The sequence below is a fragment of the Luteimonas sp. Soil_C_5 genome (genome assembly GCF_057656615.1).
This window is the reverse complement of the sequence record NZ_JBDGKA010000002.1, coordinates 432,271-447,398: the sequence shown is the minus strand read 5'-3', so window position 1 is coordinate 447,398 and position 15,128 is coordinate 432,271. Positions and strand designations below refer to the sequence as shown.

At 68.8% G+C, this 15,128-nt stretch carries 16 protein-coding genes; 11 read left to right on the top strand and 5 right to left on the bottom strand.

Annotated features, from left to right (window positions below):
- Positions 1-75: 75 nt before the first annotated feature.
- Positions 76-618: a DUF2058 domain-containing protein gene (locus AC3A5K_RS06575; protein ID WP_487616695.1), complete on the top strand. Its 543-nt coding sequence runs from the start codon at positions 76-78 to the stop codon at positions 616-618.
- Positions 619-905: 287 nt separating this feature from the next.
- Here AC3A5K_RS06575 and AC3A5K_RS06570 read toward each other — a convergent pair whose 3' ends face one another.
- Both AC3A5K_RS06570 and bioA read right to left on the bottom strand, forming a co-directional pair.
- The gene (locus tag AC3A5K_RS06570) at positions 906-1,652 is read right to left on the bottom strand and encodes a 16S rRNA (uracil(1498)-N(3))-methyltransferase (RefSeq protein WP_487616694.1); all 747 of its coding nucleotides are present in this window, start codon (positions 1,650-1,652) and stop codon (positions 906-908) included.
- Positions 1,643-3,046, bottom strand: a complete 1,404-nt coding sequence (gene bioA, locus AC3A5K_RS06565; RefSeq protein ID WP_487616693.1) for an adenosylmethionine--8-amino-7-oxononanoate transaminase — start codon at positions 3,044-3,046, stop codon at positions 1,643-1,645. Before bioA ends, AC3A5K_RS06570 begins: the two co-directional genes overlap by 10 nt.
- Positions 3,047-3,099: 53 nt before the next feature.
- Between bioA and nudE the strand changes: the two genes are divergently transcribed.
- The 5 genes from nudE (at position 3,100) to AC3A5K_RS06540 (ending at position 6,289) form a co-directional block, all read left to right on the top strand.
- Positions 3,100-3,651, top strand: a complete 552-nt coding sequence (gene nudE / locus AC3A5K_RS06560; protein ID WP_465073447.1) for an ADP compounds hydrolase NudE — start codon at positions 3,100-3,102, stop codon at positions 3,649-3,651.
- Complete coding sequence (gene cysQ, locus AC3A5K_RS06555) at positions 3,644-4,468, top strand: 3'(2'),5'-bisphosphate nucleotidase CysQ (protein ID WP_487616692.1); 825 nt, start codon at positions 3,644-3,646, stop codon at positions 4,466-4,468. Before nudE ends, cysQ begins: the two co-directional genes overlap by 8 nt.
- 229 nt (positions 4,469-4,697) lie before the next feature.
- Complete coding sequence (gene mazG / locus AC3A5K_RS06550) at positions 4,698-5,483, top strand: nucleoside triphosphate pyrophosphohydrolase (RefSeq protein ID WP_487617067.1); 786 nt, start codon at positions 4,698-4,700, stop codon at positions 5,481-5,483.
- Positions 5,480-5,803, top strand: a complete 324-nt coding sequence (locus AC3A5K_RS06545) for a YnfA family protein (RefSeq protein WP_487616691.1) — start codon at positions 5,480-5,482, stop codon at positions 5,801-5,803. The genes mazG and AC3A5K_RS06545 overlap by 4 nt, the downstream gene beginning before the upstream one ends.
- A 183-nt stretch (positions 5,804-5,986) precedes the next feature.
- Positions 5,987-6,289, top strand: coding sequence for an Mpo1-like protein (locus AC3A5K_RS06540; protein ID WP_487616690.1), 303 nt, complete (start codon positions 5,987-5,989; stop codon positions 6,287-6,289).
- Positions 6,290-6,298: 9 nt separating this feature from the next.
- Here AC3A5K_RS06540 and AC3A5K_RS06535 read toward each other — a convergent pair whose 3' ends face one another.
- Positions 6,299-6,643, bottom strand: a complete 345-nt coding sequence (locus AC3A5K_RS06535) for a DMT family protein (protein WP_487616689.1) — start codon at positions 6,641-6,643, stop codon at positions 6,299-6,301.
- A 140-nt stretch (positions 6,644-6,783) separates the two neighbouring features.
- Here AC3A5K_RS06535 and AC3A5K_RS06530 point away from each other — a divergent pair, with 140 nt between their 5' ends.
- The 5 genes from AC3A5K_RS06530 (at position 6,784) to AC3A5K_RS06510 (ending at position 12,446) form a co-directional block, all read left to right on the top strand.
- On the top strand, positions 6,784-7,497 hold the full coding sequence (locus tag AC3A5K_RS06530; RefSeq protein ID WP_150928822.1) for a response regulator transcription factor: 714 nt from the start codon (positions 6,784-6,786) through the stop codon (positions 7,495-7,497).
- Positions 7,498-7,523: 26 nt separating this feature from the next.
- Complete coding sequence (locus AC3A5K_RS06525; RefSeq protein ID WP_487616688.1) at positions 7,524-8,837, top strand: sensor histidine kinase; 1,314 nt, start codon at positions 7,524-7,526, stop codon at positions 8,835-8,837.
- Positions 8,838-8,944: 107 nt separating this feature from the next.
- Entirely contained in the window at positions 8,945-10,474 is a 1,530-nt protein-coding gene (locus AC3A5K_RS06520; protein WP_487616687.1) for an efflux RND transporter periplasmic adaptor subunit, read from the top strand.
- Positions 10,471-11,214 (top strand): ABC transporter ATP-binding protein, encoded by a 744-nt coding sequence (locus AC3A5K_RS06515; protein ID WP_487616686.1) that lies wholly within the window; start codon positions 10,471-10,473, stop codon positions 11,212-11,214. The genes AC3A5K_RS06520 and AC3A5K_RS06515 overlap by 4 nt, the downstream gene beginning before the upstream one ends.
- A complete protein-coding gene (locus AC3A5K_RS06510; RefSeq protein WP_487616685.1) occupies positions 11,211-12,446 on the top strand; it encodes an ABC transporter permease in 1,236 nt (411 codons plus the stop codon). The genes AC3A5K_RS06515 and AC3A5K_RS06510 overlap by 4 nt, the downstream gene beginning before the upstream one ends.
- A gap of 54 nt (positions 12,447-12,500) precedes the next feature.
- Here AC3A5K_RS06510 and AC3A5K_RS06505 read toward each other — a convergent pair whose 3' ends face one another.
- Both AC3A5K_RS06505 and AC3A5K_RS06500 read right to left on the bottom strand, forming a co-directional pair.
- Complete coding sequence (locus AC3A5K_RS06505; RefSeq protein ID WP_487616684.1) at positions 12,501-13,724, bottom strand: S8 family peptidase; 1,224 nt, start codon at positions 13,722-13,724, stop codon at positions 12,501-12,503.
- Positions 13,725-14,242: 518 nt separating this feature from the next.
- Entirely contained in the window at positions 14,243-14,965 is a 723-nt protein-coding gene (locus AC3A5K_RS06500; RefSeq protein WP_487616683.1) for an SGNH/GDSL hydrolase family protein, read from the bottom strand.
- Between the last annotated feature and the right edge of the window lie 163 nt (positions 14,966-15,128).

The following is a 15,128-nucleotide window of genomic DNA, read 5'->3' as shown; positions in this document are numbered from 1 at the left end:
CCGTTTCAGGCCTGCGTCGCCTCGTCGCCTGACACGGCGGATGCCGCAGGCGCGGCGCTCGACTAGACTGGGCGCATGCGAAATCCCCTGCAGGATCAACTGCTCAAGGCCGGACTGGTGAAGAAGTCCCAGGTCGCCCAGGTCGCCCGCGAGCAGGCCAAACAACGTCACGGCAAGACCGGGCCGCAGGCCAGCGAGCAGCAGCGCGAAGCCGAGCGCGTGCGCGCCGAGCGGGTCGAGCGTGACCGTGCGCTGGCCGCGGAGCGTAACGCCCAGACCCAGCTGCTCGCGCAGCGCGCCCAGGCGCGCCAGATCGTCGACACCCAGCGGGTGCAGGCAGGCGGCGACATCGAGTATCGCTTTGTCGACGGCAAGGCCATCCGTGCCCTGCAGGTCGACGCCGCCCTGCGCACCCAGCTCGCGAACGGCGTCCTGGTGATCGCGCGGCACGGCGACGGCTACGCCGTGATTCCGCGGTCCGCGGCCGACAAGGTGCGTGCGCGCGATCCGGAGATGATCGTGCTCGACCAGAGCGCGACGCCACCGGCGCAAGCCGATGCCGATGCGGATGACGCGTACTACGCGCGCTTCGAAGTGCCGGACGACCTGATCTGGTGATCGCTCGCGCGGTGTGAAGTCGCTCTGTCGGGTCGGGCGCGCGCTCCTGGAGGTCGGTGGCGCATCCGGTCTTCGCGTGATGCCGTTGCAGACCAGAACCTGCATCCGGGCTTGCGATTGTCGTCATCCCGCTTTTGCAGCGTCGCAATGGTGTCGCCTGCAGCCGGCACTACGGGGCTGATACACGTCATCCGGCCAGCGGCCGATTGCATGTCCGGGCGCAGTCGATTCGAGCCAGTCGAGGCAAGGCAGCCTGCGCGCATCGGCGCAGGCCGGTTAGGCGGATCTCAAGGCGCGCCCAGCGCCAGATCGCCGAAGCGCGCCTGCAGGGCGGCAATGGCCGCCATGCCGGCGGTTTCCGTCCGCAGGATCCGCGGGCCGAGGCGCAGGCCGTCGAAACCGGCGGCGACGAGGGTCTTGCGGTCGTTCTCGGACCAGCCGCCTTCGGGGCCGACGGCCAGCACGACATCGCCGGCGGGTGGGGGCATCGTGCCGATGCCCGCTTCGGCGTCCGGATCCAGCAGCCAGCGGCTGGCGCCCGCAGGCAGCCCGTCCAGCGCCTTCGCCAGAGCGTGCGGCGCAGCCACCGCGGGAATCCGCGTGCGCCAGCTCTGCTCGCAGGCCGAGACGACGACGCTGCGCCAGTGCGCATGCCGCTTGGCCGCGCGGTCGGCGTCGAGCTTGACCTCGCTGCGATCGCTCGACACCGGTACGAACGCGGCGACGCCCAGTTCGGTCGCCTTCTGCAGGATCCAGTCCATCTTCTCGCCGCGGGCGATGCCCTGCACCAGGGTGATGCGCAGCGGCGATTCGATGTCGACGACCCGGGTGCCGACGATCTCGGCACTGGCGCCGCGCTTGCCCACCGACACCAGCCGGGCGTCGTGGTCGCATCCGTCGCCATTGAACAGCACGCAGGCATCGCCCTCGCGCAGGCGCAGCACGCGCACCAGATGCGCGGCGGCATCGTCGGGCAGTTCGATCGACTGGCCCGCGGCGAGCGGACGATCGACGAAGGCGCGGATCACACGCATGCGGTGCCCGCTTCGATGGCTTCCGCGGTGACCTCGGCCAACAGTTGAAGTTGCGCGTCGTCGATGCAGTAGGGCGGCATCCAATACAGGATGTCGCCGAGCGGACGCAGCAGCACGCCGCGTTCGACCGCGTGCCGGTACGCGCGCAGACCGACGCGCAGCGCCGGATCGAACGGCGTGGTCTTGTCGCCATCACGGGTGAGTTCGAACGCGACGATCATGCCGGTCTGGCGCGTGTCGGCGACATGCCGGTGCGCACCGATCTGCGCGGCGAGCGTTGCCATCTTCGCGGCCGTGTCGCGGTTGCGCGCGAGCACGTCGTCGGTGGCGAAGATCTCCAGCGAGGCCAGCGCCGCGGCGCAGGCCAGCGGATTGCCGGTGTAGCTGTGCGAATGCAGGAAGGCGCGTTCGCGTGAGGCGTCGAGGAAGCCGTCGTACAGCGCCTGCGTCGCCAGCACCGTCGACAGCGGCAAAAAGCCGCCGGTCAGGCCCTTCGACAGGCACAGCAGATCGGGCTGGACACCGGCCTGTTCGAATGCGAACAGCGTGCCGGTGCGACCGAAGCCGACCGCGATCTCGTCGGCGATCAGGAACACGCCGTGCACGTCGCACAGTTCGCGCACGCGCTTGAGATACACCGGGTCGTGCATGCGCATGCCGCCGGCGCACTGCACCAACGGTTCGAGGATCAGCGCGCAGATCTCGCCGGCATGCGCGTCGAGCAGATGCGCCAGCGCATCGGCCGCGTCTTCGGCATGGCCGGCCGCGCTCTGTCCGGCGCGCGCGGTGTAGGCATCGGGCGAGGGTGCGAACACCGCCTCGCACAGCAGCGGTGCGTAGACGCGGCGGTACAGCGGGATGTCGCCGACCGCGAGCGCGCCGAGCGTTTCGCCGTGATAGCCGTTCTGCAGCGCGACGAACTTGGTCCGGCGCGGTTCGTCGCCGCGGTTCTGGAACCACTGGAACGCCATCTTCAGGGCAACTTCGACACCGGCTGAGCCGTTGTCGGCAAAGAACACCTTGGTCAGCGGCGGCCGGCCCGGCTCGCGCGGCGCGACGGCGAGCAACCGCTCGGCGAGTTCGACCGCGGCCGGATGCGTGCAGCCGGCGAGGATCACCTGCTCCAGCGTGCGCGTCTGCGTAGCGATGGCCTCGGCGATGCGTGGTTCGGCGTGGCCGTGCAGGTTGGTCCACCAGCTGCTGCCCGAATCGAGGATCTTCCGGCCGCCGGCCTCGATCAGCCAGGCGCCTTCGCCACGCACGATCGGCAACATCGGCTGGATGTCGGGATGCTCGCGCATCTGGGTGCAGGGGTGCCAGACCGCGGCGAGGTCGCGGGTCCGCCAGTCGTTGCCGTCGGCTAGAATGGCCGCATCGTGAATCTGTCCAGTCATCCCGCCATTATCGCTCCGCAGCGCGGCTCCCGTGCAGACGGGAGGGCGCGGGCATGAGCAAGACGCTGCCGACCATCCACGAGGTCACCGAGCACGAAGCGGCGCTGTACCGCATGGAGCGGCTCGATCTGGAGTTCTCCAACGGCGAACGGCGCCTGTACGAACGCCTGCACGGCCGCGGCCATGGCGCGGTGATCGTGGTGCCGATGCTGGATGCGGAGACGGTGCTGCTGGTGCGCGAGTACGCCGCCGGCTTCCATCGCTACGAGCTGGGCCTGGTCAAGGGCCGCATCGATGCCGGCGAGTCCGCGCTCGAAGCCGCCAACCGCGAACTCAAGGAAGAGATCGGCTACGGCGCACGCAGCGTCGAAGCGCTGCGCTCGATCTCGCTGGCGCCGCAGTACATGAGCCACCAGGCGACGCTGGTCGTTGCGCGCGATCTGTATCCCGAACGCCTGGCCGGCGACGAGCCCGAAGAACTCGACGTGGTGCCGTGGAAGCTCGATGCACTGCACGAGCTGATCCTGCTCGACGAGTTCTCCGAAGGCCGTTCGATCGCCGCGCTGTTCATCGTCCGCGACTGGCTGCGTCACCACGGTGGCTGACGCCGCCGGTCCCGTCACCGCAGCGGTCCGCGACGGCGTCATCGCGATCGCACGCGCCGCGGCCGACGCGATCCTCGCCGTCTACGCCGAAGATTTCGACGTCGTCCGCAAGGCCGACGCCAGCCCGGTGACCGCCGCCGATCTGGCCGCGCATCGGGTCATCGTCGACGGCCTGCGCGCGCTGACGCCCGGCATTCCGATCGTCTCCGAAGAATCCGCCGTCGTGGTGCCGGCTGCGGAGCGTCGCGCATGGACGCGGATGTGGCTGGTCGACCCGCTCGACGGCACGCGCGAGTTCGTCAAGCGCAATGGCGAGTTCACGGTCAACATCGCGCTGATCGAAGAAGGCGTCGCGGTGTTCGGCGTGATCCAGGCGCCAGTGACCGGTGCGTTGTGGCATGGCGCGCCCGGGCATGGCGCCTTCGTCCGCGAAGGCGATCGCGACACCGCGCTGCAGGCGCCGCGCCACGATCCTGCGAAGCCGGTCGCATTGCGCGTGGCCGCGAGCCGTTCGCACCGCGATCCGCGCACGACGGCGCTGCTCGAGCGGATCGGCGATGTCACACCCGTGCCACTGGGGTCGTCGCTGAAGTTCTGCCGGCTCGCCGAGGGTGGCATGGATGTCTATCCACGCTTCGGTCCGACCAGCGAATGGGACACCGCAGCCGGCCAGGCGATTCTCGAAGGCGCAGGCGGCGTGGTGCTCGACCCGCAGGGCCGGCCGTTCCGCTACAACCAGCGCGACACGATCCTCAACGGCGATTTCATTGCGCTCGGCGATCCGTCGTTGCCGTGGCGCGACTGGCTCGCGGCCTGAGGACGCGCGTAGCGCGCACACGACAGGATTCCGTGGGAGCGCGCTTGCGCGCGATGGGGCGTGATTCCGTGGGAGCGCGCTTGCGCGCGATGGGGCGTGGCCGGCGCGACCGGATCGCGCGCAAGCGCGCTCCCACAATCGCTCGTTGCGGTCCAATCAATCCGCACCCGTCTTCCAGGAGTTCGACGTGACCGATGCCCCCGGCGATATCCATCGCATCCTCGACATCATGGCGCGCCTGCGCGATCCGCAGAGCGGCTGCCCCTGGGACGTCGAACAGGATTTCGCGTCCATCGCCGCCTACACGATCGAGGAGGCCTACGAGGTCGCCGACGCGATCGATCGCGGCGATCTGCCGGGCCTGTGCGACGAACTCGGCGATCTGCTGCTGCAGGTCGTCTTCCACGCGCAGATGGCGCAGGAGCAGGGCGCGTTCGCGTTCGGCGACGTCGTCGATGCGATCAGCGACAAGATGATCCGCCGGCACCCGCACATTTTCGGCGACGTCTCGGCCGACGATGCCGAGACCGTGCTGCGCAACTGGGAGGCGATCAAGCGCGAGGAGCGCGCCGCGGCGGGGGAAACGGACACGTCGGCACTGGCCGGCATCGCACGCGGGCTGCCGGAGTGGCAACGCGCGGTGAAGCTGCAGCAGCGCGCCGCACGCGTGGGCTTCGACTGGCCGGGTCCGCAGCCGGTGATCGCGAAATTGCACGAGGAGATCGACGAGGTGCGCGTGGAATTCGACGCGGTCGCTGCCGATCCGGATGACACTGCGGCACAGGATCGACTCGAAGAAGAACTGGGCGATCTGCTGTTCGTCGCGGCGAATCTCGCGCGGCACGCGAAGGTCGATGTCGGCGCCGCATTGCGGCGCGCGAACCACAAGTTCGAGCGGCGCTTCCGCGCGATGGAAACGATGGCCGAGGCCGAGGGCAGTGCGCTCGCCGGCCAGTCGCTGGACGCGCAGGACGCCTACTGGAACCGCGCCAAGCAGGCAGAGCGCTCTCCATGAAAACGCTGCTGCTGTTCGTCGCGACCGCGTTCTTCGAGATCGTCGGCTGCTATCTGCCGTGGCTGTGGCTGCGCAAGGACGGCAGCGCCTGGCTGTTGCTGCCGGCCGCCGCCGCGCTGGCCGCGTTCGTGTGGCTGCTGACCCTGCATCCCACCGCATCGGGACGCGTCTACGCGGCCTACGGCGGGGTCTATGTCGCGGTCGCGCTGCTCTGGCTGTGGCGCGTCGACGGCATCGTGCCCAGCCGCTGGGATCTGCTGGGCGCCGCGCTGTGCCTCGGCGGCATGGCGGTGATCATGTTCGCCCCGCGCAACGCCTGAGAACCGGGCATCGCCTGCCGCGGCCTGGCAGCTGGCGCGCGGTGATCGCACGACGCTGGCACCGGTATACGCTGCGCGCCGCCTGGCGGCGCTCGCGACGGCGTTCGAACAGGTTCCGGCGGTTGACGCACGCAGACGCCGGTGCGATCAATGGCGCGTACACCGCCTGCTCTGGGAGGACGCATGCGCCGCTTCGCCAGTTTCCTCGAGTTCTACCCGTTCTATCTCGGCGAGCATGCGCACCCGGTGTCGCGGCGCCTGCATTTCATCGGCAGCTGCGGCGTACTGGCGCTGGTCGGCGTGGCGATCTGGCAGCGCAATCCGATGTGGCTCTGGGCTGCGCTGGTCTGCGGCTACGCCTTCGCGTGGGTCGGCCACTTCTTCTTCGAGAAAAACCGGCCGGCCACGTTCAAGCACCCCATCTATTCCTTCATCGGCGACTGGGTGATGTTCAAGAACATCCTGACCGGCCGTATACGCTTCTGACAGCGGCGGTCACTCCAGAAAAATCAGCCAGGCCGCGACCACGATCAGCGCGAAGCCGGCCCAGTGGTTCCACTTCAGCGGCTGGCCCAGATACCAGGTCGAGAAGCCCGCGAATACCAGCAGGGTGATGACCTCCTGCATGCCCTTGAGCTGTGGCGCGGAATAGACCGCGGCGCCGATCCGGTTCGCCGGCACCATCAGCATGTACTCGAAGAACGCGATGCCCCAGCTGACGACGATGACCGTCAGGATCGGCACGCTGCGGTACTTGAGATGTCCGTACCAGGCGAACGTCATGAAGATGTTCGAGCCGATCAGCAGCAGGACGGGAAGGAAGCGTTCGTAGCCGTTCATGGGGGCGTTCCGGCGGGCGGGGAGAGGGGGGATCCAGGCCCGCGGATACTGCCGCCGCAGCAGGAATCTTCACAAGTCCTGCACCGCCCGGGGCCTATCTTCACAAAGATTAATCCACCATGTCAGCCACGGGAGCCGTTATGCGTGCAGGTCAGGAACCAGGAGGGCTCGTCCTCATCGTCGAGGACAATCGCAACATCTCCGAGATGGTCGGCGAATATCTCGAGGGCCGTGGTTTCGAAGTCGACTACGCCGCCGATGGTCTGGACGGCTACCGTCTGGCCACCGAGAACAGCTACGACGTGATCGTGCTCGATCTCATGCTGCCGCGTCTGGACGGCATCGAAGTCTGCAAGCGCCTTCGCGAGGACGCACGCAAGTCGACGCCGGTGCTGATGCTGACCGCGCGTGACACGCTGGACGAGAAGCTGACCGGCCTGAGTTCGGGCGCCGACGACTATCTGACCAAGCCGTTCGCGATCCAGGAACTCGAGGCGCGCCTGCGCGCGCTGATCCGCCGCGAGCGTCGCCAGGTGGGTTCGGAAGTGCTCAAGGTCGCCGACCTCGTGCTCGATCCGGCCAGCATGCGCGCCACCCGCAGCGGGACCGAACTGCAGCTCTCGCCGATCGGCATGAAGCTGCTGACGATCCTGATGCGCGAATCGCCGCGGGTCGTGAACCGGCAGGAAATCGAACGCGAGATCTGGGGCAACAGCCTGCCCGACTCCGACACCCTGCGCAGCCACCTCTACAACCTGCGCAAGATCATCGACAAGCCCTACGACAAGCAGTTGCTGCATACCGTCCAGAGCGCCGGCTACCGGATCGCCGACATCGAGCAGTCGCCGGCGTAAGCCGGCGTCGTTCTCCGGTCGGTCCGATGCCCCAGGGTCTACCCAACCGCATCCGCGATGCCTTCACGGTGCAGGCCGTCGTCGCGGGCATCACGCTGATCGTCTGCGTGATGACCGCGGCGCTGATCGGCCGTGAGGTCTTCGCGCGGCAATGGCTGCACGCCGAGGCCGAGGCCTACTGGCTGGCGCGCAGCACCGACGCGGCCTATCCGCCGCCGTTCGGCGTGAACATCCAGGGCTATTACGTGCCTGCCGATGGCGGGCCCTACGACAGCATCCTCGACGGCGACCGCGCGGTCGCCAACCTGATCTGGTTCAAGGGCGCGCCCGAGGGCTTCTCCAAACGCCGGGATACCGATGGCGTGCTGCTGGTCGACCGCCGTGAGGACGGCACGCTGTATCTCGCCGCCTCGATGTCGCTGTTCGACCGCCTGCTGGCGCTGGCCGCCGGCGGTCTGGCGCTGCTGACGGTGATCTCGATCTTCGTGGTGTCGTGGCTGACCTACCGCACGTCCAAGCGCATGGTGCTGCCGATCCATCAGCTGGCCGACGAGGTGGGGCGATGGAACCCCTCGGGCGACGACGACAGTGCTCCGGTGCCGCTGGAACCGCGCGATGGCGCAGGCCGCGAAGCGCAGGCGCTGTCGAGTGCACTCCACGGGCTGGGCGAGCGCGTGGCTGCCTTCATGCGCCGCGAGCGGGAGTTCACCCGCGATGCCAGTCATGAGCTGCGGACACCGCTCACCGTGATCCGCGTCGCCAGCGACATGATTGCCGCCGATCCGTCGACGCCGGCGCACCAGCAGCGGCCGCTGCTGCGGATCCGCCGCGCCAGCCAGGACATGGAGGCGGTGATCGACGCCCTGCTGGTGCTGGCCCGCGAACGCGGCGTCATGCCGCAGAGCGAAATCTTCGATGTGCTGGAGATCGTCGAGGAAGAAGTCGACAAGGTGAAGCCGCTGTTCGACAGCAAGCAGCTCGAGCTGCGGGTCGACGTGCAGGCGCGTCCGCGTCTCGAGGCACCGCCGCGCGTGCTGGGCGTGATGCTGGGCCATCTGCTGCGCAACGCCTGGGCGTTCACCGAGCGTGGCGGCGTTGAGATCGTGGTCGACAGCGATCGCATCATCGTCCGCGATACCGGCATCGGCATGTCGCCCGAAGTGCTGCAGCGGGTGTACGACCCGTTCTTCCGTGCCGATCCCTTCAGCCAGGCAGGCAAGGGCATCGGGCTGTCGATCGTGCGCCGGCTGGGCACGCGCTTCGGCTGGCCGGTCGCACTGGAAAGCACACCCGACGAAGGCACCACGGTGACGATCGTGCTCGCCGAACGCCGGCTCTGAACGGACCGGTCGCGCCGCGGCGACCTCGATAAAAAAAAGCGGGGCCGGGTCAACTCGCGTCCGGGCGGTGCGTTAGCGTGACACGTTGCCTGACAAGAAACCCATCCATGTCGACCCGTCCCAAGCCCCGCCGTCGCGGCCTGCCGCGCCTCGTTCCCGTCATCGTCGTGGCCGCGGTCGTCGCGATCGGCCTGTGGTTCTGGTACCAGCGCGATGCCAACGCCGCCGAAGGCGCCTGGCGGACCACGCCGGTCGAGCGCGGTGACATCCGGGTCGTGATCTCCGCCACCGGCACGCTCAGCGCCACCTCGACGGTCACCGTCGGCAGCCAGATCTCCGGCCTGATCACCGAGGTGCTGGTCGACTTCAACGACACCGTGACCCAGGGCCAGGTGCTGGCCCGGATCGATCCGGCGACCTACCAGGCGCAGATCGAGCAGGGCTCGGCGCAGGTCAGCAGTGCGCGTGCGTCGCTCGCCCAGGCGCAGGCCAGCCTGCGCAACGCCGAACTCGACTTCGCCCGCAAGTCGGATCTCGTCGAACAGCAGCTCATCGCCCGCAGCGACGTCGACCTGGCCCGCGCCACGCTGGACCAGGCGCGCGCGCAGGCCGCCTCGGCGCAGGCGCAGATCACCCAGCAGACCGCGTCCACCCAGACGTCGCGGATCAATCTCGAACGCACCGTGATCCGCTCGCCGGTCGACGGCACGATTCTCACCCGCTCGATCGAACCCGGCCAGACCGTGGCCGCCAGCCTGCAGGCGCCGGAGCTGTTCACCATCGCCGAGGACCTCAGCAAGATGCGCATCGAGCTGGCGGTCGACGAGGCCGACATCGGCCAGGTTCGCGAGGGCCAGTCGGTGAGCTTCACCGCCGACGCCTTCAACGACCGCCGCTTCCAGGGCACGGTCGAGCAGGTGCGGCTGGCGGCGACGACCACCAACAACGTCGTGACCTATCCCGTTGTGGTGGCAGTCGACAACGCCGACGGCACGCTGCTGCCCGGGTTGACGGTGAATGCCGAGATCGAAGTCAGCAACCGGGCCAACGTGCTCCGGATCGGCAACGCGGCGCTGCGCTATCGCCCGGCGGATGCCGACCAGATCGCCGCGGCCGCACCGGCCGGTGCGGGCGGCGATGCCGCGCCGCGTGGCGGCGGGCTGGTCGATGATCTGGCCGCCGCTGCAGCTGGGATGTCGCTGACGCCCGAACAACAGGCCGCGTTCGATGCGGGCGCGGCGACGATGCGCGAACGCCAGCAGGCGGCGCGCGCAGGCGGCGGACAGGGCCAGCGGCCGGCCGGCAGCGGTGGTCCGCCCGGCATGGGCCCGCCGGGGGGCGGCGGTCGCGGCGATCCTGCAGTGCAGGCGCAGGTCCGCCAGCGGATGCTCGACCGCGCGCAGCAGACCTTCGCCGGATTCGTCGAGACGCTCGACGCCGAACAGCGCGCCACCTGGACACGTACGCTGGCCGGCACCATCGGCGCGACCCGCGTCACCCTCTATCGCCTCGTGGACGGACGCCGGGAAGCGGTGTCGGTGCGCCTGGGCGCCAGCGACGGCAGCAGCACCGAAGTGGCCGGCAACCTGTCCGAAGGCGACCTGATCGTGACCGGCGAACGCGCGGCCGCCCGATGAGCGCGGTCGTCGACACCCGGCCCGCGGTCATCGAGACGCGGGCGCTGAGCAAGATCTACTCCGCCGGTACCGAGGCCGAGGTCGCCGCGCTCAAGGCGGTCGACATGGTCATCCGCCACGGAGAATTCGTGGCGATCATGGGGCCGTCGGGCTCGGGCAAATCCACGCTGATGAACCTGATCGGCTGTCTGGATACACCGACGTCGGGCAGCTACCACTGCGACGGGGTCGATGTCGCCACGCTGGACCGCGAGGCGCTGGCGGAGCTGCGCCGCGACAAGATCGGGTTCGTGTTCCAGGGCTTCAATCTGCTGCCGCGCATGTCGGCGCTCGACAACGTGGCGATGCCCCTAGGTTATGCGCACGTGCCCAACGAGGAACGCCACGACCGTGCCCGCGAGGCGCTGGAGGCAGTGGGGCTCGGCAACCGCGGCACGCATCGGCCCAGCGAACTGTCGGGCGGCCAGCAGCAGCGCGTGGCGATCGCGCGAGCGCTGATCAACCGGCCGCCGGTCCTGCTGGCCGACGAACCGACCGGCGCACTGGACACCAAGACCGGCGAAGAAATCCTGGCGCTGTTCAAGCGGCTGCGCGACGACGGCCACACGGTGGTGCTGATCACCCACGATCCGGACGTGGCCGCGCACGCGGACCGGACCTTCGTGATGCGCGACGGCGAACTGCACGAGGAAGCGCCCTACGACACCCGGGTGCGCCCCGGACAGGATGGTGCGGCATGACGTACATGGACGTGCTGCGGACCGCGATCTTCGCACTGCGCGGCAACTGGATGCGCAGCATGCTGACCTCGCTGGGCGTGATCATCGGAATTGCTGCGGTGATCGTGATGGTGTCGGTCGGCCAGGGCACGCAGGCCGAGCTCGATCGCATGGTGTCGGGGCTCGGCTCGCAGCGTCTCGACGTGTCGCCGGGTTCGCGGCGCACTCCGGGCGGTGCGCGCCAGGCCGGCAGCAGTTTCTACACCCTGACCGAAGGCGACGCCGAAGCCATCCGCGCCGAGATTCCCGAAGTGCAGCTGGTGACCGGGCAGTTGCGCGGCAACAGCCAGATCGTGTTCGCCGAGAAGAACTGGGCCAGCAGCTGGCAGGGCGTGCAGCCGGATTTCTTCGAGATCAACGGCTGGTCGCTCGCCGACGGCGCGTGGTTCGAGCCGCAGGACTACACCGGCGCGGGCAAGCTGGTGATCCTGGGCGATACCGTGCGGCGGGAACTGTTCGGCGAGGACAGCGGTGTGGGTCAGACCGTGCGGGTGGGGCGCACGCCGTTCACCGTGGTCGGGACGCTGGCGCCGAAGGGGCAGGGCGGATTCGGCCAGGACCAGGACGACGTGATGATGGTGCCGCTCGAAACCGGGCGGCGACGGCTGCTCGGCGCGATGGGCCTGCCCCCCAGCGCGGTGATGCAGATCGCGCTCACCGTCACCAACGCCGACGACCTCGGGTATGTGCAGGGTGAGGTCGAGGCCCTGTTGCGCCAGCGGCATCGCATCGCACCCGGCGCGGAAGACGACTTCAGCGTGCGCAATATTTCCGAAATCGTCGCCACGCGCACCGCGACGACGCGGTTGATGTCGCTGCTGCTGGGCGCGGTCGCGACGATCTCGCTGATCGTCGGCGGCATCGGCATCATGAACATCATGCTGGTGTCGGTGACCGAACGCATCCGCGAAATCGGCCTGCGCATGGCGGTCGGCGCCGGCCCTGCGGACGTGCGTCGGCAGTTCCTGGCCGAGGCGATGCTGCTGTCGCTCGGCGGCGGCGTGCTGGGGATCGCGATCGGCATCGGCGGCGCGTTGCTGGTCGGACGCTTCACCGAATTGCCCACGGCGCTCAGCTCGCAGATCGTGCTGCTGGCTGCCGGCTTCTCGATCGCGACCGGCCTGTTCTTCGGCTATTACCCTGCGCGCAAGGCCTCCGAACTCGATCCCATCGACGCATTGCGCCAGCAGTAGCGGTACGGAAGAAGGGCGCCCGAGGGCGCCCTTCCTGCATGCGGATCCGTTCGATCAGCGTGTATAGAGCAGCCGGTTCGGCGATCCCGTGCCCGGGTTGCTGATCCGGTTCGTGGTCGCGTTGGTGTAGAGCCAGTTGCGCACCGTCGCCGGCGAGGCCGACGGATTGTTGGTCAGATACAGCGCCGCGGCGCCGGCCACGTGCGGCGACGCCATCGAGGTGCCACTGATGGTGTTCGACGCCGACGTGCTGGTGGACCAGGCCGAGGTGATCGACGAACCCGGCGCGAAGATGTTCACGCAGGTGCCGATGTTGGAGAACGAGGAGCGCGCATCGGTCGATGTGGTGGAGCCGACCGTCACCGCATTGGTGACGCGCGCCGGCGAGTAGTTGCAGGCGTTGGCGCCGTTGTTGTTGCCGGCCGCGACCACCACCGTGACGCCGCTGTTGATCAGGTTGTTGGTGGCGTTGTCGGTCGCGGTCGACGCGGGACCGCCCAGACTCATGTTGGCGACCGCGGGCAGCACGCGGTTCGCGCGTACCCAGTCGATGCCCGCGATGATCGTCGAGTTGGCGCTGCCGCCGGTGCAGCCGAACACGCGGACCGGCACCAGCCGGACCTGCTTGGCCACGCCCCAGGTCGTGCCGCCGACCGTGCCGGCGACGTGCGTGCCGTGGCCGTTGCAGTCGTTGCTGCCGCGGCCGTCGTTGATCGCCGAGTAGCCCGACAGCAGACGCGTGCCGAACTGCGTGTGACCGGTGCGGATGCCGCTGTCGATGATGTAGGCGCGCACGTTGGCGGCCAGCGGGTCGTAGACATAGGTGCCGTTCAACGGCCGGTCGCGCTGGTCGATGCGGTCCAGACCCCAGGTCGCGCCGGTCTGCGTGGCCGACAGCTCGACGTAGCCGTCTTCCTCGATGAAATCCACGCGCGGATCGTTGAGCAGTCCGGCCAGCTTGCGCTCGTCGGCGCGCACGACCATGCCGTGCAGCGCGTGCGTGTAGAGCTGGGTGACGTCGAGGTCGTAGCGTGCGGCCACGTCGACGACGGTGCGCTCCACCTCGGCCGCGATCGCGGCGTCCGGGGAGGCGGCGACGGTCTTGTCCAGCCGTCCTGCGAGACGTTCGCTGTCGACCCGGTCGCGGATGTCGGCACTGTTGAAGACCACGATGTACTGGCCGGGGATGGGGTTCTCGGTTTTCTTCAGTTCTGCCGCGAACGCGGGGGAGGCAAGGGCGGCCGCGAGGGCGAGAGCGAGCAGGCGCTTCTGGGTCATCGGAATGTCCTTTTTTCGATCGGTGGGTACAGCGACGCAAATCGATTTGCGGTGGGTCCCCTGTTCCGTCCTGCACGGCGACGCTTGTCCTGCGGTCACCGGAGAGCCGACGCTGCGAGCCCGGTGGCGGCGCTGTCAAGCGGAAGGCATGGATTGACCCCGATCGCACACTCCCGGCGTGCGGGCCGACACACTCCATCGACTGGAAACGTTTCTTCTGCAACCGGGCGGGATGCGGGAGGCGTGCGCATGCTGCGTCGCGACACCGATCCGCGACGGATACCGCTTGCGATGAGTCGCAGACCTGATCAGGTCTGCGCATACAACCGCGGCGATGCGATTGTCACGTGCGCCACAGCGCCGCACGGATGCTCGCGGCAGCGAGGGACCCGGCGTAAGCACCGCCGGATCCATCTTCCGGCAACGCCTGCTGTTCAGGGCGCGATCGGGACCGTCAGCTGCCGACGTCAAGTAACGGTGTCACCGGGCTGCGCATCAGGTGCGCGGTCGAGCCGCGCTCAGCGCACCAGGAACGGCGCGATGATGCCGCGCCACAACACATAGCCTTCGGCATTCATGTGCAGGCGGTCTTCGATGAAGAGCTCCTCGCGCGGCTGGCCCGCGGCATCGAGCATCGGCGTGAACACGTCGATGTAGGCGACATTGCGCTGCGACGCGGCCCAGTCGCGCAGGGCTTCATTGGTCCGGCGCTGGACATCGAGCAGATGCGTGCGCGAGGGGCTGGGCTTGATCCCGAGCAGGGCGATCTGGGTGCCCGGCAGCGCGGCGTGGATGCGTGCGACGAAGGCCTGCGTGTCCGACAGCACCTGCTGCGCCGACCGGCCTTCGAAGGTGTCGTTGTCACCGGCGTACAGCACCACCTGGCGCGGCCGGTAGCGCAGCGCGACCGAGTCGGCGTACCAGACCGCATCGCGCACCTGCGACCCGCCGAATCCGCGGTTGAGCACCGGTACTTCGGGGAAATCCGCCGCCAGCGTCGTCCACATGCGCACCGACGAACTGCCGGTGAAGACGATCGGGCGTTCCGGCGGCGGGTGATCGGCGTCCTCGGCCGCGAAGCGGGCCATGTCCGCGGCCCAGACGGGCGAGGACACCGGATCGAGGCCGGCGGTGGGGTCGCGGTCCGGGGGCGTGCCCGGGCTGGCGCAGCCGGCAAGCAGGACCAGGACTGCGAGCAGCAGGGCGGCGGGTCGGATGGCGTGGCCGGTCGAAGAGGGCACGGACGCTCCAGGCGGGAAATCGGTCCGCCAGTCAAACAGTCCGGTCCCGGGGATGCAAACACCGGGAGGTGCACATGAGGGTTGTGGCAGAATCCACCGGCCCCGTCCGCCGCAACCGAGCCGGTTTCCCATGCCATCGACCGTTCCAGGGTCCGCATTTTCC